Source organism: Photobacterium profundum (assembly GCF_003026285.1).
Taxonomy (GTDB): domain Bacteria; phylum Pseudomonadota; class Gammaproteobacteria; order Enterobacterales; family Vibrionaceae; genus Photobacterium; species Photobacterium profundum.
In genome coordinates, this window is the sequence record NZ_PYOD01000002.1 from 206745 (window position 1) to 231659 (window position 24915).

At 41.4% G+C, this 24915-nt stretch carries 22 protein-coding genes; 13 read left to right on the forward strand and 9 right to left on the reverse strand.

Annotated features, from left to right (window positions below; translation table 11 throughout):
* Nucleotides 1-17 precede the first annotated feature (17 nt).
* Entirely contained in the window at nucleotides 18-368 is a 351-nt protein-coding gene (locus C9J48_RS05790) for a nucleotide pyrophosphohydrolase (RefSeq protein ID WP_006229186.1), read from the forward strand.
* Between the two features lie 153 nt (nucleotides 369-521).
* On the opposite strand, the gene C9J48_RS05795 is transcribed toward C9J48_RS05790, so the two are convergent.
* The 5 genes from C9J48_RS05795 to C9J48_RS05815 all read right to left on the reverse strand — a co-directional run bounded on the left by C9J48_RS05795 (nucleotide 522) and on the right by C9J48_RS05815 (nucleotide 6340).
* The gene (locus C9J48_RS05795; protein WP_006229185.1) at nucleotides 522-1526 is read right to left on the reverse strand and encodes an HAD family hydrolase; all 1005 of its coding nucleotides are present in this window, start codon (nucleotides 1524-1526) and stop codon (nucleotides 522-524) included.
* Nucleotides 1527-1784: 258 nt separating this feature from the next.
* Nucleotides 1785-3053, reverse strand: coding sequence for an anaerobic sulfatase maturase (locus C9J48_RS05800; RefSeq protein WP_006229184.1), 1269 nt, complete (start codon nucleotides 3051-3053; stop codon nucleotides 1785-1787).
* 269 nt (nucleotides 3054-3322) lie between these two features.
* Nucleotides 3323-4255: a hypothetical protein gene (locus C9J48_RS05805; protein ID WP_006229183.1), complete on the reverse strand. Its 933-nt coding sequence runs from the start codon at nucleotides 4253-4255 to the stop codon at nucleotides 3323-3325.
* Between the two features lie 296 nt (nucleotides 4256-4551).
* On the reverse strand, nucleotides 4552-5145 hold the full coding sequence (locus tag C9J48_RS05810; RefSeq protein WP_006229182.1) for a response regulator: 594 nt from the start codon (nucleotides 5143-5145) through the stop codon (nucleotides 4552-4554).
* A complete protein-coding gene (locus tag C9J48_RS05815) occupies nucleotides 5138-6340 on the reverse strand; it encodes a GAF domain-containing sensor histidine kinase (RefSeq protein ID WP_006229181.1) in 1203 nt (400 codons plus the stop codon). The genes C9J48_RS05810 and C9J48_RS05815 overlap by 8 nt, the downstream gene beginning before the upstream one ends.
* A gap of 328 nt (nucleotides 6341-6668) precedes the next feature.
* On the opposite strand from C9J48_RS05815, the gene C9J48_RS05820 reads away from it, so the two are divergent.
* From C9J48_RS05820 to C9J48_RS05865, 10 genes are all read left to right on the forward strand, one after another.
* Nucleotides 6669-8243: an arylsulfatase gene (locus C9J48_RS05820; protein WP_181320800.1), complete on the forward strand. Its 1575-nt coding sequence runs from the start codon at nucleotides 6669-6671 to the stop codon at nucleotides 8241-8243.
* Between the two features lie 248 nt (nucleotides 8244-8491).
* Entirely contained in the window at nucleotides 8492-9220 is a 729-nt protein-coding gene (locus C9J48_RS05825) for a formylglycine-generating enzyme family protein (protein WP_373456039.1), read from the forward strand.
* Nucleotides 9221-9370: 150 nt separating this feature from the next.
* A complete protein-coding gene (locus C9J48_RS05830) occupies nucleotides 9371-10357 on the forward strand; it encodes an AAA family ATPase (protein ID WP_006229178.1) in 987 nt (328 codons plus the stop codon).
* A 3-nt stretch (nucleotides 10358-10360) separates the two neighbouring features.
* The gene (locus C9J48_RS05835) at nucleotides 10361-11386 is read left to right on the forward strand and encodes a DUF58 domain-containing protein (RefSeq protein WP_006229177.1); all 1026 of its coding nucleotides are present in this window, start codon (nucleotides 10361-10363) and stop codon (nucleotides 11384-11386) included.
* Nucleotides 11383-12006, forward strand: a complete 624-nt coding sequence (locus tag C9J48_RS05840; RefSeq protein WP_006229175.1) for a DUF4381 domain-containing protein — start codon at nucleotides 11383-11385, stop codon at nucleotides 12004-12006. Before C9J48_RS05835 ends, C9J48_RS05840 begins: the two co-directional genes overlap by 4 nt.
* The gene (locus C9J48_RS05845) at nucleotides 11999-13111 is read left to right on the forward strand and encodes a vWA domain-containing protein (protein ID WP_006229174.1); all 1113 of its coding nucleotides are present in this window, start codon (nucleotides 11999-12001) and stop codon (nucleotides 13109-13111) included. The genes C9J48_RS05840 and C9J48_RS05845 overlap by 8 nt, the downstream gene beginning before the upstream one ends.
* Nucleotides 13104-14798, forward strand: coding sequence for a vWA domain-containing protein (locus C9J48_RS05850; RefSeq protein ID WP_006229173.1), 1695 nt, complete (start codon nucleotides 13104-13106; stop codon nucleotides 14796-14798). The genes C9J48_RS05845 and C9J48_RS05850 overlap by 8 nt, the downstream gene beginning before the upstream one ends.
* Nucleotides 14795-16357: a BatD family protein gene (locus tag C9J48_RS05855; protein ID WP_006229172.1), complete on the forward strand. Its 1563-nt coding sequence runs from the start codon at nucleotides 14795-14797 to the stop codon at nucleotides 16355-16357. The genes C9J48_RS05850 and C9J48_RS05855 overlap by 4 nt, the downstream gene beginning before the upstream one ends.
* Nucleotides 16341-18722 (forward strand): multiheme c-type cytochrome, encoded by a 2382-nt coding sequence (locus tag C9J48_RS05860; protein ID WP_006229171.1) that lies wholly within the window; start codon nucleotides 16341-16343, stop codon nucleotides 18720-18722. The genes C9J48_RS05855 and C9J48_RS05860 overlap by 17 nt, the downstream gene beginning before the upstream one ends.
* Before the next feature lie 250 nt (nucleotides 18723-18972).
* Nucleotides 18973-19266 (forward strand): hypothetical protein, encoded by a 294-nt coding sequence (locus C9J48_RS05865; RefSeq protein ID WP_107281068.1) that lies wholly within the window; start codon nucleotides 18973-18975, stop codon nucleotides 19264-19266.
* Between the two features lie 80 nt (nucleotides 19267-19346).
* On the opposite strand, the gene soxR is transcribed toward C9J48_RS05865, so the two are convergent.
* The gene (gene soxR, locus C9J48_RS05870) at nucleotides 19347-19781 is read right to left on the reverse strand and encodes a redox-sensitive transcriptional activator SoxR (RefSeq protein WP_006229169.1); all 435 of its coding nucleotides are present in this window, start codon (nucleotides 19779-19781) and stop codon (nucleotides 19347-19349) included.
* A gap of 87 nt (nucleotides 19782-19868) precedes the next feature.
* Here soxR and C9J48_RS05875 point away from each other — a divergent pair, with 87 nt between their 5' ends.
* On the forward strand, nucleotides 19869-21068 hold the full coding sequence (locus tag C9J48_RS05875) for an MFS transporter (RefSeq protein ID WP_006229168.1): 1200 nt from the start codon (nucleotides 19869-19871) through the stop codon (nucleotides 21066-21068).
* Between the two features lie 77 nt (nucleotides 21069-21145).
* On the opposite strand, the gene C9J48_RS05880 is transcribed toward C9J48_RS05875, so the two are convergent.
* The 3 genes from C9J48_RS05880 to C9J48_RS05890 form a co-directional block, all read right to left on the reverse strand.
* On the reverse strand, nucleotides 21146-21469 hold the full coding sequence (locus C9J48_RS05880) for a hypothetical protein (RefSeq protein WP_006229167.1): 324 nt from the start codon (nucleotides 21467-21469) through the stop codon (nucleotides 21146-21148).
* Nucleotides 21470-21485: 16 nt separating this feature from the next.
* The gene (locus C9J48_RS05885; RefSeq protein WP_006229166.1) at nucleotides 21486-21806 is read right to left on the reverse strand and encodes a hypothetical protein; all 321 of its coding nucleotides are present in this window, start codon (nucleotides 21804-21806) and stop codon (nucleotides 21486-21488) included.
* A gap of 195 nt (nucleotides 21807-22001) precedes the next feature.
* Nucleotides 22002-23237 carry an OmpP1/FadL family transporter gene (locus C9J48_RS05890; RefSeq protein ID WP_242610793.1) on the reverse strand — a complete coding sequence of 412 codons (1236 nt, stop codon included), beginning with the start codon at nucleotides 23235-23237 and terminating at the stop codon, nucleotides 22002-22004.
* A gap of 400 nt (nucleotides 23238-23637) precedes the next feature.
* Here C9J48_RS05890 and C9J48_RS05895 point away from each other — a divergent pair, with 400 nt between their 5' ends.
* Complete coding sequence (locus C9J48_RS05895) at nucleotides 23638-24714, forward strand: permease (protein ID WP_006229164.1); 1077 nt, start codon at nucleotides 23638-23640, stop codon at nucleotides 24712-24714.
* Nucleotides 24715-24915 lie beyond the last annotated feature (201 nt).

The window sequence follows — 24915 nt, forward strand, 5'->3', positions numbered from 1 at the left end:
TATTGGGAAGATAAATAATGTCGACTGAAATAAAGCAATTACAACGTACCCTGACTGAATTTGCGCAAGAGCGTGATTGGGATCAATTTCATACACCCAAAAACCTTGTGATGGCACTCAATGGTGAGGTTGGCGAGTTAACTGAAATATTTCAATGGTTAACACCAGAGCAAAGTCTATCATTACCAGAAGACAAACAAGAACACTTAGAAGAAGAGTTAGCCGATGTAATGCTGTACTTATTAAGGCTTGCCGATAAATGTGAGGTAAATATTATTGAAGCATGCCATAAAAAACTAATCAAAAACAAAGCAAAATACCCTGCTGATAAATGCTTTGGTTCTGCTAAAAAATACAACGAGCTCTAGCTGAGTAATAAACGGCTTGCAGCCTTTTATGTTAGCAAAATAAGTGCTGGTGCAGTTATAAATAGCCTCGTCGCTGTTATGTTAACTGCACCATTCTATTGACGACAACACCGTATGAGGTCTTATAAATCAAGTTTGTAGTAAGGCATAACTCTACTTGGCTTCACCATACACAGTGCACCAGTCATTTTTCATATCAATCAGATACCAATTGTCTTTTTGTTTCGCTTCGTCTAGCGCTTTATCTAATCGGCCAACGGATGAATCACGATCGTACTGCCATTCACGATCTGCGTCTGTATGATGAACAATCATAGCCATACTCGGTGTATTTTGGGTGGTACTCCATTGCATCATTGCCAGATCACCGTCCGAATTTCCTACGGCAAGAATTGGCTTCTTACCAATCACGCGCTGAATACTTTCTACTTTCACTTCTTTATCATTAAGAGAGGTTATCGTGTCATTTTTAGTCACTGTCGCTTTACCATCGATCATTGTGAAGTCATAACCGAAGCTACTGCCAATCACATTTTCTGGTGGTATGTTGTAGGCATCTTCTGTCCATGCACGCATAAAGTCGACACCACCACCTGAAACAATATAGGTTTTAAAGTTATTATCCTTTAGGTATGTTAACATCTCTTTCATAGGCTGATAGGTGAGTTGTTCGTAGCTACGATTAAAGCGCGGGTCTTTCTGCTGTGATACCCATTCTTTCACTTGCTTCTGAAAAGCCTCAACGGTCATTCCTGAATGTGTCACCTTTACCAATTCCAGTAATGCCTGGTGATCTGCCGCCATTAATGACGCCATATCATCTTCTAATATCCACTTAAACGGCGTTTGAGTTTTCCACTCTGGGTGATTTTTCACTTGTTTTTTTATTTGTTCAATCGTAAAAACAAGCTGAAAGTAAGCAGGTTTTTCAGACCATAGCGTTCCATCATTATCAAAAACGGCAATACGATCATCCGGTGCTACATAATTCTTACTATTGGGGGTAGTAACGTCTTTAACAAAGGCTTCTATTGCTGTTCGGCTTTTACTTTCCCCCCAAGAAAGCAGCGTACTATCACTTGAATTACAAGTCGCAGCGAAGGCCGAAGTGGATGAAATAGCAAAAATAACAGCAAGTGAAAGAGTACGAATGTGCATTAAAATAGTCCTTTGCAAATTAAAGAATATTAGTAAAACAAAAAACATCCAGCCGAAACAATATGTAAAATTACTAGTTAGAATGGAAATAGATTCTATGTCACCCTCGTTTTTTCAGTTTTAACATAATAATTCATCGATAAACGCTCGGCATTATTACTAAGTAGACACTTTGAATTTTCTAAGTATAGAAAATTCAAAAATAACCATATTCAAAGTGTTATTACCCGATTACATCTCACTTATGATCGTCTTTATTTACCGATAGAACCCATGCTTAATAGAGAAACTCATCTGCTTTAAAATCTGAGCCATATACGGGTCAATATGCTTAAAGAAACGATGCCAACCGGCACATAAATAATTATGACCCTCTTCACCAGTAGACGATCGTGTGAAACGATTTTTAGGGCACTCACCAAAACAAGCAAATAGGTAATCGCAATTTTTACACTGCTCTGTTAACGATAAAGCTTTATCTCGCCCAAATGCTTCTTGCTGCGCAGAGTAAGCTAACTCACCTAAATCATTTTCTTTAATATTACCAATGTTATATTCAGGATAAACATAATGATCACAAGAATAGACATCGCCGGTAGGCTCCATGGCTAAACCCTTTCCACACACAGAACCAAGCGTACAAAGTGGGTTTGTTCTTCCCATCCATGTTTCAACGCTGGCTTCAAAATATTGTACGAATACACGCCCTACATCTTTTTGAACCCACTCATCAAATACCGTACAGAGAAAGTTGCCCCATGATTCTGCAGCAACAGACCACGGCTCCATAACACTATCTTCAATGTTAGGGATAAGATCGACACTGCCTAGTAACGGTATATCGCCTTTATTCCAATGCTGAGGTGCTGTTGTACGAAATGTTTTTTGTTCAACAATAGGAATGAATTGAATTTGAGGAGAGCGGACGACATCGCGCAAAAAGCGATAAACCTCGAGTGGCTGACAACTTGTTACATTGTTAATACAGGTTAAAGTTGCAAACTGTACTTTGTATTTATGCAGCAAATCAACAGCAGCCATCACTTTATGAAAGGTGCCACGCCCTGCACGGTTTTTACGATAGATATTATGAAGGTGCTCTGGGCCATCCAAGCTTAGACCAACCAAGAAATTATTAGCTTTTAAAAAACGGCACCATTCATCATTTAATAGTGTGCCATTGGTTTGCAAGTCATTCGAAATCGTGACACCTGCAGGTTTGTATTTTTTTTGAAGTTTAACAATTTTTTTAAAATACGGGATACCTAGCATAGTAGGCTCACCACCTTGCCACGAAAAAACAATTTCTGGTGTATTCTGATTTTCGATATATTGACGGATATAGAGTTCTAATGTCTCATCGTCCATTTTAGGGCTGCACCCTTTTTTATAATTCAACAGCTCTTTTTTACTTAAGTAATAACAATATTGACAGTCAATATTACACGCCGCACCAATCGGTTTAGCCATTACATGCAAGCGTTTACTTGCTTTTCCTTTAAACAACGTTGAATTTTGATCAGTCATCTTAATTCCTATATAAAAAGATAGGCTGTCGTACCATTCTCAACGTTCAAAACGCATTGAATAACCTTCCTTAGATAGAGACAACCGGCAATAAAAATAAACCATGTAATGCTTTATCGAGCATAAAAACAAAAAAGCACGTCAAGCAAAAGGCTAGGGCAGCCTGACGCGCATATAAATTTAATAATGAAGCGTAGATAATCTCATTATTAATATAAAACCTTACATTCGCTGTAAGTAGCCTTGTAATAGAAGAGATTAATTAACATTTAACGCATTGGGTTTGAAATAACAGGAATTGCGAAGAAACGTAAATTCCACGTTGGACCAAACTCATCAGCCTGCTGAACATAATAATGTAATTCTGCACCAAGTCGCACCGGCATAGAGCCAATCTTAATCATGGTATCGCCACCAAAACCAACAGGAATGGTGTACTTATCGCTACCGCTTTCATTCCAGTCAATTTGAATATTTGGACCAAAACCAATTTGCGTTGTTGGTGTTACGCGGTAACGTAGTACGTACTGGATATCGGTTAGGTTCAGATCTTCTTCTTCTTTGGTCTCGAGATTCATTTTCTTTGAATCCCCCATCCCCCACCAATGCTGAACCACACCACCATATACCCATTCATCACCTAAGTGAAATGCAGTAACAGCAGGACCAACAGCCCATTGGTCTGCACCTTGAGTGCTTAGAAAGTCTTTCGACGCTGTTGGTATTAACGAGGTAAAACCAACACCCCAAATATTATTATCTACAGGGGTTGCAGGCCCTACTACAGCGAATACGGCAGTATCACCCATGCCTGTTTCACGTTTTTTACCTGGCGCTTCCATACTTAAATGTTGGACAACTGGCCGTACTATTAAGTTATAATCTTCGCTTAACCCAAAAGACATAACAGGTTGAAATTTAAAACTATTAATTGTGTAGTCATTACCCGCTTTATCTTCATATTGATAAGTATCATTTTGGGTAAATAACATCCAAAGGTCAGAAATAGGATTATTTAACTTAGCAGCTAATTCACCAAGATCTTCAGGTTCACCCTGTACAAATTCAGGTACAACTTGTTGTGAAGCATCCGATTCATTATTCACTAATTTTTCTGTATTAGTACCATCAGCCCAAACGGGAGATACTGATACTAGTGTTGCGATAACGCCAGCTAAAATAGTCTTACTTGTCATTTTCATTTCTCGCGATAATCCTTCTTGCCACTGCTTATGGTTTATTTAGAAGGTATTAATGATGGTAACAGTCGTTGTGTTACCAATATTTATCGCCATGTTCTTTTGCAAAAACATTAATTTTTAATTAATTATTAATGACTTATATTTAGCCGAATTTCAAAGACAGACATAAGATACTATTTTTACGATTATTGAGAAAGAATATTTATAACGCAGAGATAGAAACAGGAAATATTACCAGTAAGGAAAATAAGAAGGTAAAGAAGGTATATATACATACCTCCTTACGGATCATAAATTTAGCTAATTAATCCATGATTAATCGCATATTGAATCAGCTCTGCACTTGTTTTAACATTAAGTAGACGCATCATGGCATATTTGTGAAATTCAACAGTACGTGAAGAAATAAACAATTCTTCTGCCACCTGTTTTGCCGATCTCCCTTTCACTAATAACTGTAAAACACTCAGTTGACGTGCTGTTAACGTGGGTTTCTCACTCGTCATATCAATCGAGTTTGAAATATAGCGACCACCATTCATTACAGTATCAACCGCTTTAACTAACTCTTCACCGGCTTGGTGTTTTAATACATAACCATTCGCACCCGCAGCAATTGCACCTTCCGCATATTCAGGTTCATCGTGCATGGTTAAGCAAATCATTTTTACTGATTTAAAATCACGCCTAAGGCGCGCAACAGCAGCAATACCAGTCATACCCGGCATACTAATATCAGTAATAACGAGGTCCGGTTTATGTTTTTTAACCAACGCTATTAACTCTTCACCGTCTTTCGCAATGGCTAATACGGTATGCTCTGGTTCAAGTAAACTCGCAACACCTTGTGCCACAATGAGGTGGTCATCAGCCAACACTAAATTACTCATAAAAATCGACCTCTAGAGGTATAGTTATTGAAACCATAAACCCACCTTCAGCAGGCGAATCAAAAGATGCCCTGCCATTAAACTGTTGCGTTCGCTCAGTTATACTCACCAAGCCCAAATTACCCTTTTTATCTTTAATATCAGTAGCTAGCCCAACACCATCATCATTTATTTGAAAAGAAAGCTGGTTATTACGCACTTCCAGTATTACAAAAACATTGGTGGCTTGAGCATGTTTTACAACATTGCCTAGCGATTCTTGTAGTATTCGATAAAGGTTTAATGCAAGTGCTGATGCTAGTTGTGGTAAAGGGTCTATCAAACAATGAATCTCTAACAATGTAAGCTTACCCACGCGTCTACACTCCGCTTTCAGCGCCGCGGCAAGCCCTAAATCTTCGATAATGGCAGGGTGAAGAGAACGAGATAGTGCTTGCATATCACCCGCTAACTGCTGGATAGTTAAATACAATTTTTTGGCATCATCAACTTCCACTTCATCTTTTTCAATCGCATTGACTATATTGCCAGCTTTAATACTTAACAATGCCATGCGCTGTGAAAAGTTATCATGTAGCTCTCTTGATAATGCGCGCCTTTCTACTTCTTGATTTTCCATTAAGTGCCGAGATAGCAACACTAATTGTTTTTGCTGCTCACGAGTCTTCAACCATAACGTATAACGCTCAAAAATAGCCGCAAGGTACTGAGCAAAAGTAGTAATCCTTGTAATGAAAACATCTTGCCAATGATCATGTTCATGAAAGCGACTCATTGTTATCGCTCCCCAAATTTTACCTCTTACTTCAACTGGGCATATTAAGTGAGCAATAACACCTTCCATTCGCGCATATTCAAATTCAACAGCTGTCATCACATTTAATGACATGTCATCAACAGCAATAACATTACCCGCAGAGATATTTTTCAGATATATACCTTCAGGATTAGCCAAATGAATACGTGGTTTTTCTATCCCGTCTTTCGCAACAGAACAGGCACCTTCAAGTAATCCCTCTTCCGTTAGTCTAATCATCGACATACGACCAACATCAAACAATATCATGAGCTGTTCGAGCGTTTGTTCCATTTTCGTTGGTATATCCGCCATATCCACCTCGATAAATTCACGAGATACAGTCGAAAAAAAAGCTTCAGCTTCAGATAGTTGAGAGGAGATCCAAGTCTCAGACATTCGGGTTTCCACCTATTCAAATGATAAGGTTATCCAATTTGTAACAACAGCCGTAATACGAATATAAAACGGTGTCGCACTAGCAATTAGATTCAGACGCACTAGAAATAACGCGAATTCGTGACTGCGCCAACAAAAACTATACAAAAAGCAAGATAACACGAAAAACTACGAGTGTTTTTACAAGCATTCTATCGCTTTAATACCTGCCATAAACATCGCCGTGTTTATACCGAGTTTCGAAGACTTCTTACATTGATGCTAACCGCACCACACAATTAGTATCAACTACCATCACCCACGCTATACACAATTTATGGGTAACGAAATGGCTACTACTTTCAATAAAAGCGCATTAAGTAAAATTGCACTTGGTATCGGTTTACTGACAACTGCACATTCTGCATTTGCAGCACAAGATACTTCTCGTCCTAATATTCTAGCAATTTGGGGCGATGATATTGGTTACTACAACATCAGTGCTTATAACCAAGGCATGATGGGATACCAAACACCAAACCTTGATCGTATTGCTAACGAAGGTGCATTGTTCACTGATATGTATGCGCAACAAAGTTGTACAGCGGGTCGTGCATCATTCATTACAGGTCAACATCCTTTTAGAACAGGCCTTCTAACTATCGGTATGCCTGGTTCAGAGCACGGTATTCCTGATTGGGCACCCACCATTGCGGATGTAATGAAAGACAAGGGCTACGCGACAGCACAGTTTGGTAAAAATCACTTAGGTGATCAAGATAAGCACTTACCCACTAACCACGGCTTTGACGAATTCTTTGGTAATTTATATCACCTAAATGCTGAAGAAGAACCAGAAACATACTACTACCCTAAAGACGCTGAATTTAAGAAGAAATTTGGCCCTCGTGGTGTTATCCACTCTTATGCTGATGGTCGTGTAGAAGACACAGGTCCATTAACGCGTAAACGCATGGAAACTGTCGATGAAGAATTCATTGGCGCATCGCTTGATTTCATGGAAAAAGCCGTAAAACAAGACAAGCCTTTCTTTATGTGGGTTAACGCATCACGCATGCACATTCATACTCGTCTGCAAGATAAATACAAAGGCATTACCGGCGTTGGTATTTACCCTGATGGTATGACAGAGCATGATGATCATGTTGGCTTGTTGCTGGAAAAACTGGATGATCTGAACGTTGCGGATAACACAATTGTTATTTATTCAACGGATAACGGCGCTGAAAAATTCACTTGGCCTGATGGTGGTACATCACCGTTTCATGGCGAAAAAGGCACAACCTTTGAAGGCGGTATGCGTGTACCTCAGCTTGTGCGTTGGCCTGGTGTAATTGAACCCGGCTCTAAATTCAACTCTATGATGTCTCAAGAAGACTGGTTGCCAACACTTGCCGCTGCTGCTGGCGATAGCAACCTAGTTGAAGAACTAAAGGAAGGTAAAAACTTCAACAATAAAGATTGGCGTGTACATTTAGACGGCAACAACTTCATGCCATATTTTAAAGGTGATGAAGAGAAAGGACCACGTACATCTAAACTGTACTTCTCTGCTAACGGTGAGCTAAACGCCGTACGCTGGAATGATTGGAAAGCAACGTTCGCAATGATGGACGGCGACATGCAATCTGCAATTCGTCAAACTCCTGCTTGGGCTGAAATTACCAACCTACGTGCAGACCCATTTGAAACTGCACCGCGTGAATCTGGTATGTATGTACGTTGGATGATCGACAACATGTGGTTATTCGTGCCTATGTCGCAAGAAGTGGGTAAGTTCATGGCTACACTTGATCAATATCCGTTCCAAGCAGGTACTAACTTCAGTGCTGCAGGAATCAACTACAACACACTAAAACTGCAAAAAATGATGCAATTAGCCGCTGAACAACAAGCTAAATAAAACATCATTTAAACCATTATGCCTCTGTCCAAATGAAGCGAAACCTCATTTATCAGAGGCATTTTCATTTAACAGAGGCATGCATTTAAACGCTATAGTTAGGTACTCCTATGAAACATTCGTTCTTTTCAATCAGTATTATTTGCTTATCACTATTCACCTTAATTGGCTGCAATGAACCGAGTACAAATACACAAAACAACAAGGAACAAGCCACTGAAAACCAAAACCCATTATTAACTAGCATTATGAAAAACATGGTGCATGTAGAAGGTGGGCATTTCAAGATGGGTTCAAATAATGAATCAGCGTCTCTTGCAGAACAACCGCGTCATTCTGTTACCGTAAATAGCTTCTACATCGATAAATATGAAGTCACACAAAAATTGTTTGAAACCGTTATGGGGTCGTCCAATAGCTACTTTCCTGGTGATGATTTTCCTGTTAATAATCTAAGCTGGCAGCAAGCTAATTATTTTATTGAGCAACTCAACAAACAAACAGGTAAAAACTTCCGTTTACCCACTGAGGCCGAATGGGAATACGCAGCACAAGGCGGAAATAAAACAAAAAATCATATATATAGCGGTTCAGATAATATTGCTGATGTTGCTTGGTATGCTGATAACGCCAACAATAAAGCACACCCTGTTGGCATGAAACACCCCAACGAACTTGGATTATATGACATGACAGGCAATGTGGGAGAATTCGTAATCGATACCTACGAAGAAAACTTCTACTCGCGTCTTACTGATAATCGCAATTCAAGCCAAACACCGTCAGAAAATAATCATTCGACGAACAACCCAGCGAACATTATTGATTCAAAGCATCCGCTAGCCTACAAAAGTGTACGAGGGGGAAGTTATTCATACGCTGCCAATGAATCTGAAAATTACCGTCGAGATTCAGCAAGTCAAACCGCCATTATGGCTGATATGGGGCTTCGCTTAGTACTCGATATAACGCCATAACATCTCTAGATTCTGACGTTTTTTCCGATTCACCATAAGTAAAATAAAACAAACCCGTACTATTACGAGTTATCGCAATCCATCATCTCTTTAAAATACTCATATAACTATTTCAACTTTCATCGTCCCATCTTTAAACAAGGCAATTCTATGGATAAAGCACAACACGCCGTGAATCAAATTTACCAAACGGTCAGTCAATCTGTGATTGGGCAACAACACGTGGTGAAAGCCTTGGTGATTGGTTTATTGACCAATGGCCACGTTTTACTCGAAGGGTTACCCGGTACGGCAAAGACCCGTTCCATTAAAGCCCTTGCGAATGCAATGAATGCTTCATTTGGCCGTATTCAGTTCACCCCTGATTTATTACCATCGGATGTCACGGGCACCGAGGTCTACCAAGAAGTGAACGGTAAACCCAGCCTAACCTTTCAGCCTGGTCCTGTTTTCAATTCTATTGTGCTGGCAGATGAAATAAACCGTGCTCCCGCCAAAGTGCAAGCAGCACTACTTGAAGCCATGGCCGAAGGCACATTGACAGTAGGTGATGTGACGCACCAACTACCAGAATTATTCATGGTACTGGCCACGCAAAACCCGATTGAACAAGAAGGCACATACCCACTACCTGAGGCACAAATGGATCGCTTTCTCATGAAGGTGACTGTTGATTATCCTGACGATGAAGCGGAATTAGCGATCATTCGTCTTGTGCGCAGTGAAGAAGCGCCCGCCACTGACGAACAAGCAACACAAGAAGATACAGTTACTGTCGATCCAACTTATATTTTAGAAGGTCGCGCTGCACTGCAACAGATCCATGTATCGGAGGTGATTGAACGTTATATTGTCGGGCTTGTGATGGCAACCCGCGATCCTGAACGTTACCCCAACAGTGCACTCTCAACATGGTTAACCGCAGGTGCCAGCCCACGAGCATCAATTGCTCTCGACCGCTGTGCCCGCGCTCATGCCTGGTTAGAAAGTCGTGATTTTGTCGATCCAGATGATGTGCGCGCAATAGCTCATGAAGTACTTGGTCATCGACTCATTTTAAGCTACGACGCCATTGCCGAAGGTATTACCGCCCGTGATGTGGTGAATGAATTATTAAATACCGTTGTGATTGGATAAGCTATGAGCAAAGATCAGTCGCCCCCTCCCCCCCAAGCACAAGCACGCTCAAGCGCACATGAAGGCACTGCGCCGTTGGATCCTCGTTTGTATTGTGACTACAAAACCTTGCTGCACTTGAAAGGCCAAGCTCAGGGTTTCAGCCTTCTGCCGCATCAACGCGCAGGCAGTGTGCTGGCTGGTCGTCATCAATCCCGCTTTCGTGGTCGTGGCTTAAATTTCGAAGAGCTACGTCATTATCACAAAGGCGATGATATTCGCACCTTAGATTGGCGTGTCACCTTACGTACAGGTAAGCCCCATGTACGCGCCTATAGTGAAGAAAAAGATCATAAGATCGTATTATGTGTCGATCAATCGCAAAGTCTATTCTTTGCCTCATTGGATACGATGAAGTCTGTCGCGGCGGCACACATCGCAGCCTTAAGTGCATGGCGAGTGATCGCCGATAATGATCGCGTTGGCGCCTTGATCTTTAACAACCACCAGCATCAATGGTTTGAACCGCAACGAAGCCAACACCATGTGCTTCGTCTGTTACAAACCATCACCCAATATAACCAACAGCTATCGGCACAAACGTCGCACATTTTAGAAACTAGTTCTTTAGCGTCTACTCATGCCGAGCAGACCACTACGTTACTAACCGCAATCACCCGCTTGAACCGAACCCAACCTAAAGACTGTGTTTTTGTGTTTATCAGCGATTTTCAACATACCGACGATGCATGTATTGAACAATTAAAGCAGCTGCAACGACACAATGACGTTTTGTGTGTGTGGGTTGCCGATCCTATGGAAAAAAAATTACCAGAATCAGATCGGTTTATTGCCAGTGACGGACAATTGCAATTAGAAGTCGATGCCACCGATCAGCGCTTGTTTTCTAGTTTTTCACAATCATTTTCTGATAAACATACCAGCCTCAGTGATTTACTCGCCCGGAAAAAACTACCATTAATCGAAGTTGATACTTCGGGTAATCATTTGCACCAATTCCGTACCGCATTAGGAGATCGTGCCTCATGACGATCCTTATATCTACACTCTCGACGGCTGGAAATTCGGCAACCGTCAATGCCAGTAGCTATGTCTTACGCGAATTAGTTGAAATTCCTCTACCCGCTTCTATCAGTTGGTGGCCACAAACTATCGGCTGGAAAATACTCGGTATCTGCTTCGTTATTAGTGTGCTATACGGCAGTTATCGTACAACGGTGCATTGGTGGCACAACCGCTATCGTCGTGAAGCCTTAGATGCACTTACGCATGTCAATCTCATTCAGCCTTATGCCGCTTTGGTAGAGCTATTACGTATAACTAAAATTACACTCAATTATGCCTTCCCAACACAAACAGCTTCACTAATAGGTACGCCTTTATTGACCTTCTTAGACGCCACCGCGCCAACACAACTCAATACGTCATTAGGTATACGCTGGCAACACGCCTTGTTGCACGCGCCCGATGACACTGTGTTGAGTCACGAGGAAATCCAGCAACTTCAGCAGCAGTTAATACTCTGGGTTAAGCATCATCGCCGTCAGTCAACAGCACCCATCAGTTGCTCTGACCTTAAAAGTACCTCTAGCCTCAAGAGCAACCCTAACAGCGAATCGATGACCAACAAGGAACTGCCCCATGATTGAGTTGGCCCATCCTTGGTGGTTGCTCACGTTTCCACTACCGTATTTGGTATATAAGTTCATGCCCGCCTACCGCACCCGTCGTGCGGCTGTAAAAGTCCCCTTTTTTGACGTTCTAAATACGTTAATTCCTGATGCACCGTCTGAAGGTGCGGTGAAGCTACGTCCTTCTTGGTGGCAACGCATCGCATTGTTAACGACATGGTTAATGTTGGTCTTTGCCATGACGCAACCCATGTGGCTTGGAAAATCCCAAACACGTACGCTCATAGGCCGTGATGTGATGGTTGTGGTCGATTTATCAGGTTCTATGGCAGAAAAAGATTTCCTCACTCCCTACGGGGAAAAACACACACGCCTCGATGCTGTTAAACAGGTCTTGGCACAATTCAGTCAACATCGTGATGGCGATCGTCTTGGCCTAATTTTGTTTGGTGATGCTGCGTATTTACAAGCGCCATTTACCGCCGACCATGAAACATGGCTAGCCTTGTTAGACGAAACACAAGTCGGCATGGCTGGGCAAAGTACCCATTTAGGTGATGCTATTGGCTTAGCCATCAAAGTCTTTAATGATCAAGCCGACGCTGCAAAACAAGCAGCAACCCAACAAGGTTCAGCTGTTGTCACTCGCCCAGTAAAAGAAAAGGTCGTTATCGTTCTGACTGACGGTAACGATACCGACAGCCTCGTGCCACCAATTGATGCCGCTAAAGTAGCAGCCAGTCGTGACATTCGCATTCACATGATCGCGATGGGCGATCCTCGTACTGTGGGTGAACAAGCTCTCGACATGGAAGTCATTGAACAAGTGGCGTCTCTAACTGGAGGGCAATCATTCCAAGCCTTATCACCCGCCGAACTGACTCGTGTGTACAAAAAAATCGGTGAACTGGAACCTCAACAATATGACAGCACCACGTACCGCCCAAAAACCAGCATGCACTTTATGCCAATCATGCTGGCCTTAGTGATTTACCTATTCGCCTTCTCGCTTACAACTTGGCACGCAAAGCGTAAACAGTCTCACAAAGGATCAAAAAAATCGGCTATAAGCGATATCGACACACAAAATACACAAACAGATAACGGAGGCTCACATGTTTGATTCTCTAATTTGGCATCAATTTCATTTCATGCGCCCATGGTGGTTACTCACCTTTATCCCTTTTACATGGCTTATTTTTCAACGTTGGCAGCACGACGCACAAAACGAACAGTGGCAAAAACTGCTTCCCGCCCATTTATTGGCCGCCCTTACTGTGGGTGACAATGGCTGGAAAAAACAACTACCACTTAAAATACTAACGATTGTGATCGCGGTTTCAATCATCATTTGTGCAGGTCCAACTTGGCAACGCCAGTCCTCTCCATTTGGTGAAGATAAATCGCCCGTAATGATCGTGATGGATGTGTCGCAATCAATGCTACAAACCGATACCGCACCCAGTCGCCTTAGCCGTACCAAACAGAAAGTAGAAGATTTATTAACAATGCGTGATGGAGGTCGTACAGGGTTAATTGTCTATGCTGGCAGTGCGCACCTCGCCTTGCCATTAACGCAAGACATTGATATCTATAAACCATTACTGAATGCCGTCACACCCAAAATCATGCCGCGCGATGGCAAGTTTGCAGAGTACGCTTTACCATTGGTTGAACAGCAATTTGCTTCTAATCAGCGTGATAATGCACAACCGACTGATGCATCTAATACCGATACGTCTAAAACGAATACCTCTGAACAAGTGACACAAGACCCACCAGCGTCAATTGCAGGCACTGTCGTCTTATTTACCGATGGAATGGGTGCCAATACGGTAGAAGCCTTCCAACAGTATTTTAAAGACTCACCCCATCAACTCTTGGTTGTTGCAGTCGGCAACCTCGATAAACCAAGTGATATCCCTCTCGACAATAATGGCTTACAAACGTTAACCAAGGCTTCTAATGGAAAACTTAAGATGCTTACGGTCGACAATCAAGATATGGAATGGGTTAACAGCCAAATCAACCGTCACATGCAACTAAGCCTCGACAGTGCCTTACCGTGGCAAGACATGGGGTATTACTTAGTTTTTGTAGTCGCCTTGTTATTTTTACTGTGGTTTCGCAGTGGTTGGTTGGTGCAATGGTGTATGGCAGGCATGTTAGTTCTTGGTGCCTTCTCCCCCAATACTGCTGAAGCCAGCGACTGGCATTTTGCTGATATTTGGATGACAGCCGATCAACAAGGGCAATGGTACTTCAATCAGGAAGACTACATGACTGCAGCTGAACGCTTTGCAGACCCGATGTGGAAAGGGATTGCCTTGTATTCAGCTGATGATTACAAAGCCGCCCACGCCTATTTCATGCGGGTCGACTCTGACCAAGCACTGTTTAATGCCGCCAGTGCCTTAGCCCATTCCCGTGAATACGTGGCTGCACGAAACTTATATGACGCGTTATTGGCACATAATGATGCCTTTCCTAATGCCCAACACAATCGCGATGTACTACAAGGCATTATCGACAACATCAATATGCAAAGTGAAAGTCAGGCTAACACCGAGAATGAAACTTCACGAGAACTCGGAGATGCCCCGAAAACCGCAGACGGTGCCGATGAGCAAGTCGCGAAAGAGCTGGTATTAGAAGAGGCGTTAACCGCAGAGCAATTACTACAAGATGAAGCACTGAACGCCCGCTGGATGCAGCGAGTACAAGCCGACCCTGCTCGTTTTTTATCGACCAAGTTCAATTTACAACTTAATCAAACTAACCAACTGAATCAAGCCAAGGAGGCAGAATGAACCATTGTCATTCGTTTAATTCATGGCTTGTACGTGTCCGTATTATAACTTTATTTCTCGGCGGACTGATTGCCTTCGTTTTACCTGTGCACGCTGAAACGCTGCAAGACTTAGAGTGCCAACACCGCGTAACCATCAACAGTTGGCTTAGCACCGATCATTCCGCTACCAGCACGAATATCAATACCGGCCAAGCTAATTCAGGTTTCGCATCTACCATTTCAGAAACAACATCTTCCACGCTAAAAAACGCAGCCAAACCTGTCGCCATTGGTGAACAAGTGATCCTCTACATTGAGATCGCTACCGATCGCTGGCTAACAGCAGGTACACAGATTGGTTTATTCGAGGTAGATAATGCCATTGTTTTACGGCGAAAAAATCTCGCGACGAATTTTACCCGCCGAAAAAATGGAGAAACTTGGACCCACCAACGCTGGGAAATCACCTTATATCCGCAAAAAAGTGGGCTATTTGTAATACCTCCCATTGCAGTCACCCTGCAAGTATCAGCGTCTACTAATAATAATGTGCGCGGCACCTTATTAACCCAGCCACACCGTTTTAGTGCGGCGTTACCATCACCGTATCTCACCGAAGACACGCCTTGGGTCGCGGGGGAAGATGTTACGTTGACTCAATCTTGGAGCCAAAAAGAAGAAGCACCACTGGTAGTCGGTGATGCCATTGAACGCACGATCACCTTAACAGGCAAGAATACGTCAGCCATGTTATTCCCAATATTAACGCCAGCCAACACCCCACAGGCTCAATTATATACAGCACCAGAAACATTATCCGACAGCCAAAACCGCGGGGAATATACAGCTAAACGTATCGACAGCTATACCTATATTGTTCAGCATAATGGCACAATCACTTTGCCACCTGTTCGCCTACAATGGTGGGATACACAAACACAACAATTAGTCACATTAAAAGCACCTGGTGCAGAATGGCATATTCGTCACACACCCACATCATTTTTAAAAACCTATTGGCTACATTTATTGATTTCGCTATTCAGTATCGTCTTAATGATATGGATAGTGATAAGAACAGTAAATAAATATCGAAACCAGCCACTTCCGTCACACTTTGCCTTTCTGTTAGCAATAAAACGCCAGCAATGGCCATTCGCTAATCTATTGTTATATAGAAAGCTCCATAAACACCAGCACCGGTATTTACTGTCTAGGGCTGAACAAAATGAACAGGTAATGCCTGCAACGAAAGAGAACTTAAATTTACAAGAAACACAAGCAAGTAATCAGTGGCATAAAACTGTAATGCAATGGCAAACCGCGTTATACAGTACTGTACCTACACCCCCCTCTTCGCAGCAAGGTTGGCGTTTATGGCATGGCATTAAGCAACCTGTTCGACGTTTATGGTCATGGCGAATACCTGCAGCCTTACCACAGTTAAAGAAACGGTTTCCACACACAACGCCCATGGCAAAGTCTGCGTTATCTTCAACATCGGAATTCGCAACCAAAACAATAAAAAACGCGCCACGTAATACGGAGCATAACAATAACAATGATGTCAGCAATTAATCGCATCTATTCCCTACAGCAGTCAAAGCACAGCTGGGCTGTATTATCACGATTGAATCAGAGTAAATCTCAATCCAGCACGCGACAGACGCTAAGCCCTTTGCTTCTGGGCTTGGTTATTCTATTTAGCACGTTCACGATACACGCTGAAGATCAGCCTCAATCTCAACCAACAGTTAATACTCAGGCAAGCTCGTCACTGACCTATGTAGGTACTGACGTCTGTATTGATTGCCACGAGAACGAATACAAAGAATGGCAAGGTTCTGATCATGATATGGCGATGCGCCATGCTGACACAGAATCTGTATTGGGAAACTTTAACAACGCAGAGCTAGTCAGTAATGGTAAAACCAATCGTTTCTTTAAGAAAGGGACTGACTATTGGGCCAATATCGCCGATGCCGGAGGCAAGTTTAACGATTATAAAATCAGCTATACCTTTGGCTTTAAGCCATTACAGCAATACATGGTCGAGTTTGAAGATGGCCGAATTCAACTGATCCCTTTTGCATGGGATTCCCGCCCGAAAGCCGATGGTGGCCAACGTTGGTTTAATCTTTATCCCGACATGAAAAAAACAGATGAATTTTTCTGGACCAATACGGGGCAAAATTGGAATTTCATGTGCGCCGACTGCCACTCTACAAACCTGAAAAAGAACTACGATAAAGCCACCGATACTTACAACACCAGCTGGTTTGAAATTAATGTCGGCTGTGAAGCTTGTCATGGTGCAGCCAGTGAACATATGGCCTGGACCGAAAAGCAAAATACTACCACTCTACATACTGGCTTCGATCGTGATTTAGGGTTGGCAGTAAAAGAATGGGTTTACCAAGAAGGTAAGACAACCTTACAACCGAAATCCATTACACCAACAGATCAAATCAAAGTTTGTGCACAGTGTCATAGCCGTCGTATGCAGTTGAATGAAGACGCTAATCATGTAAAAGACAAATTTCTCGATCGCTACATGTTAAGCATGATAACGCCAGAATTGTATGAAGATAATGGGCAGATTTTCGACGAAGATTACGTATTAGGTTCATTCTTACAATCGAAAATGCACGATAAAGGTGTGGTATGTTCTAACTGTCATAACCCTCATACCACTGAATTAAAAATCCCTAAAGAAGCCGTGTGTAACCAATGCCATATCGCATCTGAATACACGGCAGAAAAACACACCTTTCATGAAGCGGGAACTGATGGCGCGCAATGTACCAGTTGCCACATGCCACAAACAATGTACATGCAAGTCGATCCTCGTCGCGATCATAGCTGGCAAGTACCACGTCCAGATCTCAGCAAAAATATCGGAACACCAAATGTGTGTACCAGCTGCCATGAAGACAAAGACACCGGCTGGGCCGATAAGCAAGTGGGGAAATGGTTCCCTAATTCGCCTTATCGCAATAAAGCACATTTCGCGAACGCGTTTTATGCCGCTGATCTTGGTTATCAAAATGCAGGTGATTCATTATCTTATATTGCCCAAGATATAAAACAGAGTGACATCATTCGCGCCTCTGCCCTTCAACGCCTCGAGCGTTATCCTAGCCGTAACAGTGTGGTTGCTTTGGCACGCGCCGTTAAAAATGACAATGAGATGATTCGCCTAGGGGCTGTTCAGGGGTCGGCTCCTTATCCATTTTCGCAACGCTGGCAGATTATAGAAAAACTGTTAACGGATTCTGTACTGGCAGTTCGTGCTGAAGCCGCTGGAGCTCTCGCGAGTAGCTGGCAAGAAATGACACCCGTGCAACGTGAAAAGCTTACTGCTCCGTTACAAGATTATATCGACATCCAAAACTTCAATGCTGATCGCGGATTTGGACGCACTAACCTCGGTAATATTTATTTAGCGCAGGGGTTATATGAACAAGCAGAAAAAGAGTATTTAGGTGCTATTAGCGTCGAGCCCAACTTTGCCAATAGCTATGCCAATCTTGCTGACCTTTATCGAGGACAAGGGCGAGATAAAGATACGATCACCACATTGCAACAAGGTATGAAAGCACAACCTAATTCAGCACTATTACCCTATAGCGCTGGCCTTGCCATGTTCAGACAGAAAAATCAAAGCGAAACAATTCGTTACCTACAATTAGCAACAGAAATCGATGCGAATAACCCGCAGTATTGGTATGTTTACGGTTTAGCCGTAGAAAGTAACAATGTGTCTGAAGCGGGTAAATCACTCGAAAAAGCCTATAACTTGAGTGGTAACCCTCAACACTTATTTGCATTATGTGATCTACAAGTTCGCTATAAGAGTCCTTCCGCTTCAGTCTGTATTAGCCAGCTCGAAAAAATAGCACCACCAGAAGCTGTCAAACAATTGAAAGCTAAAATGAAATAGCTAACAATCAAACTTTTCTCCAAATACACCTAATTCAAAGGCCGCTTCGGCGGCCTTTGTTCGTTCTGTGTTTTCATCATGGTCCACTATTACGATATAGCAACAGTGTTTTACTTTTTAACCGTATTGTTAGCTTATCGGTAATTGTTAAACTACTTCCATCGCAAATAACCAAACAAAAGATACAGTCTTGGTTAAGTAAATTGCCTTTAAAAGGCATCCTAAAATTTTACACGGTGGCATGGCAAGAATGAAAAAATTAGCAACGACAGTAAGTGCTTTAATAGTTACATTTGCAGTGATATTAACCTTTTGGCCACAAACCAATACGATAGCCAAAAGTTTAAACAATGAAAAAGTATCTAGCTATACCGATTTTCAGCAGAAAATGACGGATGAAGGATGCACGGTGTTAATCGAACATAAAATCAATGCACAGGGCTACCCTATGTTCGCAGAATATCGATGCGGAGATACAATGTTCAAAAGTTGGAATCCTAAAAGAGAATCAGGAGATCACTCAGTCGATCTCTCTCTAAATTGAGCGACTAGTAAGATGGCATTACAAATATCTAACTCAACGACAATATAAACCAACATTCAGTCCTATAAGATCAAGCCCTTCTAGACTTCTGGCTGACTTAATTTAGCACCAGATTCTTTAATTCCTCGTGAATCTCCAGGGTTGTATAACGCACATTTTTCCAACGATAAACAACCGCATTGAATACAGCTTCCAAGCTGATATTGTAAGCTTTTTAGGCTTTGAATTTTCTCTTCGAGCTTATGATTCCAATCTTGTGCTAGTTTCTCCCACTCGCCTTTATTCGGTGCTTTATGCTTGGGGAGATGTTCAAGTGCTACAGATATTTCTTGCAACGTTAATCCCACATTCTGTGCTGCTTTGATTACTGCAATTCTTCTCAAGATTTGGCGCTCATATCTCCGCTGATTTGCTTGATTTCTAGCGCTAAAGATCAAACCTTTCTCTTCATAAAAATGAAGGGTTGCTACGGTAACGCCTGCACGTTTAGCAACTTGCCCCACGCTCATATCCATATGAAAACTCCTGAAAAAAGTCATTGACCTCAAGTTAACCTGAGGAATTAGAGTAGCAGTGAATAACATAAATCACACGGAAGAACGATGAGAAATAAAACGTTTCCCTATTTATCAGGACGATTTTTCGATGGCATCAGCTCGGGTCTGTTCATGATGTCACTACCTTGGATCATGCTGAAAGAGCCAAATATGGGTACATTAGTGGCATTGACAGCCCTTGTTTGTACAACACTATCCTTTTTATGTACGCCCTTTTTCTCTGTTATGACAGATAGGCATTCGAGAAAAGCTATTTTAATTTTGGTGCAAATCATTCAATCAATTACCGCGATGCTGGTCTGTATCGCTTATTGGTTTGATTGTGGTTCGCTATGGCTATTAGCGTTTTCACAGTTAATCTTTTGGGTATCAAGTAACATCGCTTGGAATGCGAACAATGCCTTCACGCAAGAAAATTACGACCAACATGAATATGCAAAAATTTCTGGTTATCAGGAAGTTGTAATGCAAAGCACAACATTAGGAGCAGGAGCCTTAGGTATTGTTTTACTTGAAATATGGGGAATCGTTGAATTTGCGGCATTTGCAGCGGTAGCTTCAGGGATTGCAGCTTTCAGTTATGTAATTACACCTTATAATCGCCAAGTTAGATCATCAGTTAAAACATCGTTCGTTAACCAACTTCAAGAAAGCAAAGGCATTTTCACCCAACATCCAACATTTTATGGGTTCTTATTAATCTCTTGTTTATCGTATCCTATCCTTACTTTTTTAGGAAAATTAGTGCCGATTTGGTTTGCTGAATTACAAATATCTGGCAATTGGGTCGCTTGGTATAACATTGCATTTGGTCTTGGTTCTTTAATGACTGGCTTATTGGTTTCACGAATACTCGCATTGGCATCTCATCGATATATAATGCAGTATTCAATGGTCATTCTCGCATTAATATTATTGGCTATGAGTGGAATGATGCAACCGTTGTATATTATTGCTTTTACACTTTGTTTTGGCTTCTTTAATGCCCTAAATAGAATTGCAAGAACCAACTGGATGCACCATACAATTCCAATGTCACAACGTGGTCGCGTAGACGGCGGGTTAGCTATGTTTTCAACGTTAGTCCAAAGCCTAAGTTATGTGTTAATAGCACTCCTCGCACATATTAATGCTATCGGGTATGGCTTTATCATCGTTAGTTTAATCGTCTTACTATCTAGCTTTGGGATGATTATTTTAGGCCGTAAGATCGAAGAGAAACCTAACCTTGCCATTGAGCATTGACATATTCAGCCCCAGTTCGCTATTACTGCTTGCCACGAAGATCAATGATAGAATAAATATATCTTATTCATAAATAGTTAAAACAAGCTATATTGGGGGTCTGGAACAATATCATTCGTTGATTCAACATTATTATGGTGATAAATCCATGCCATATTACTCCGAGGGAATTCGACTTTAAGTGCCTTTTTAATCACTTTCCCAACCTCGGCAACATCACCTATAATAACTTTCTCTATATAGCCAAACTGCATTATTTCGAATTTATCATTCGTACTTTTAGCGACTCGAAATCCACGATCCTTTTTAAACGTCAACACTTCGAAAACATCACCCAGTTGCATTGTTTTCATAAAACGTTCGCATGACGATTTAACTTGACCAATATGTAATTTTGACATGCCTACCTCATTCTTTTTAATCAAGAAGAGCCGTTTTGGCTAATAACTTACAGAACTGTGCTTTAAATAATATATCGCTAATAAAGATCACCGTAATGGTATGCTTAACAACAGTAAAAGCCACTCGGCATGCCATACCTCCATCAATAACTACCTTATATTCCAACACTCGCAACTGGTGATGTTTTGCATGATTTATGGGCTTAATTTTACCGTTATGCAACGTTAACAAATTGGGTAAACGTTCACGAATATCGCAAAGAATCTCAGTTTGATAATCAGCATACTGATAAAAAAACTTACGCAAGTGACGATTATCATCAATACAAATATTCATCGACTACCTAGTTTGAAAACACCTTAATACTATATTTATCACATACTACACCGATTAAAATAAATATGAGATACAAATAAATTTAACCATTATTTCAATTTCATTTAATTATAGCGACACTCAAACAGCAGCTATTTATTAATTAGCTGAAATTCGATGATAATCAGGTTTCCATTTAGGGCTTCCTTGTCTTTATTAAAATGTTTTATTAAACAACACACCAAAATAATGAATACCAATATCATAATCGCCACGTAACGTTCCGCCAGGCCCCACATCCGTTGTGTACTCAATAGATGGCGTACCTGCATCTAAGTATTCATAGTACATCTGCATTCGCCACTCTGCATTTAGTTCATATGTTGCACCTAGGGCATATTTCCAAATTTCACCTGTTGGCACATCAGGATATTGCTTAGTAGGATCATCTTGTGGTGAGGTTTCATAATAAACACCCCCTTCTAAACGCCAGTCAGGGGTTAATTGGTAGTGGGCACCTAAGCTAAACAACCATGTATCTTCCCATTCACGATCGATAGAAGCTGTTGTGTTAGTAAGTGTTATATCAGTTGTTTGTACTTTACTGAAATCAGTCCAACCTGCGCTCCATAACATCGTCCATTTTGGGGCAACCTGATGATAGCCACTCATTATGGCGATTGAAGGCATTACAATATTAAACGATGCGTCAGGGCTAAAATTCTTAGTAGAAATATCACCACTTAAATCATGATTATTTTCAGAACGATACGTAAAGCCAACACGGTTGTCGTTATTAATTTCATATAACGCACTTAACGTATAGCCAAATTCTAGACTATCGCCTTTACCAACCATCTGCCCTATACCCCGAAGGTTAGAACCTCCAAAGGTCTGCTCTAATTTTCCATATTCCGCAACTAAACCAACACCAACCGATAGCTCATTAGTGACTTTATAAGCAACACTAGGGCTAACTTGAACCGTTATCATGCTCACATCTTGTAATAACAGGCTGCCTTTAAAATCTGAACCATAATCAATAACCGACCCACCCGCCGAAGCAATCGCGATACCAAAAGCCAACTTATCGTTATAAGGGTGAACATAATATAAAGCACCGGCAGGTAAAGATGCGCCTGCTTGTGTACTCTCACTGCCACGACTGAACACACCATCCGACCCATTATCGTAATACATGGCATCAGAAATTGTACCTTCAATATTGAATGCCAACATCGGTCGTTCTAAGCGAGTCATACCTGCAGGATTTGCATAAGCAGTTTCTGCTCCCTCTGCTATAGCTTGGGCACCAGCACCTGCAGTACTAATGCTCATCATCCCTAGCTCTGAAAACACATAAGCGCCCGCAAAAGCATTCATCGATAAGGTACTACCAATAAGAACTGCTGCCGCCTTTGTCATAAAAGGAAGGGAGAGGAAATTAGTCATGATTATTATATTCGCCTTCATCGCAAGAGAGATAAACAATAATATTTAACTCTAAATTTCAAATGGTTAACACCCTAAATGAACACATTAGATCGTATGAAAAAGGGGTGATTAAAAGTGTTTAACGTCGTGATTTTATAGAAGTCCCTCCCCCGAAATAACCCGTAAAATTACCAGTCGTTTAATCATTGATGTCATGCTTCAAAAATATTCGTTCATCAATGTACTCACCACACAATGCCACTAGCACAGCACAAAATAAAAAACCAAAAAAATCACTGCCTTACAACTAGATAAAAATTCATTTCTATTTTTATCGAAATATATAATTGACAGCAAACTGAACAAGATTTATTATTTCGACACTTCCAGAAACAATGAATCAATTTAAGGCAATATTATGAGTCCTGAAATTATCGGTATGGCAAAAGAAGCTGCTAACATGTTTGCGTTTCTTGCCACTGAATTAGTTATTTTATTCTTGGTTGTTAGTTATCTTGTTGGTATTTTGCAAGAGTTTCTAACGCCCGCAAAAATTCAATCCATTTTAAGCTCTCGTAACGGTAAAGGTTACTTCATTGCTGCATTACTCGGCGCAATTACACCGTTCTGTTCATGCTCCACCATTCCTTTTTTAAAAGGTTTATTACGAGCACGTGCAGGGTTTGGCCCGATGATGGTGTTCTTATTTTCGAGCCCACTTTTAAACCCTATTATTATTGGCTTATTCGTGGTCACGTTTGGGGTTAAAGTTGCAATATTTTACTTCCTAACAGCGATGATCGTGTCGGTAACATCGGGAATTGTGCTTGAAAAGCTTGGTTTCGAGCGATATGTTAAGCCTGAAGCATACGAAGCGGCTGATTCAGCCTCTTCATGTGGCACAACGTGCGGTGATTCAAAGCCAAAAGTTGCAAAGGCATCTTGCTGTGGCACTCAAAAAGAGACAGTTACGGAAATGGCGGCATGTGGTGTGGGTGAACCCGCACTGGCGACAGCAACCTGTGGATCAACCGCTGAATCTGCAACGTCATCATGTGGTTCAGCAAAAGAAACTAAAGTAGAAAACCGTTGGATCCGAATCTGGAATGCGACATGGAAAGACTTTAAACAAGTATTACCGTACTTATTACTTGGTATCTTGTTAGGTTCATTCATTTACGGTTTTATTCCAACGGACTTAATCGCGCACTATGCGGGTGAAGGCAATTGGTATGCTATTCCTGTTGCTGCTGTTATTGGTATCCCACTGTATATTCGAGCAGAAGCTGTTATTCCACTTAGTTCTGCTTTAGTGGCAAAAGGGATGGCGATGGGATCAGTAATGGCATTGATAATTGGTAGTGCTGGTGCGAGTTTAACTGAAGTTATTTTACTTAAATCTATCTTCAAAAATCAAATGATTGCAGCGTTCTTAACCGTAATCATAACGATGGCAATTGGCGCAGGTTACCTATATACCTACATCTTTGCTTAATCGCGATTTATAACAGAGAACCAAATTAATTATGTCACTACAGTGCACTTAACCGCTGCTTGCACTGTTTAATATTAGAATAAAAATTGGGTCACTCTTTAGTGACCCTTTTTTTGTTACACCAATCTGGATAAGTAAGTGGTCATAAATTTGTGCGGTAAAAATAGGTCAGAACAAGACAGAAATTGGAATAACTAGTGG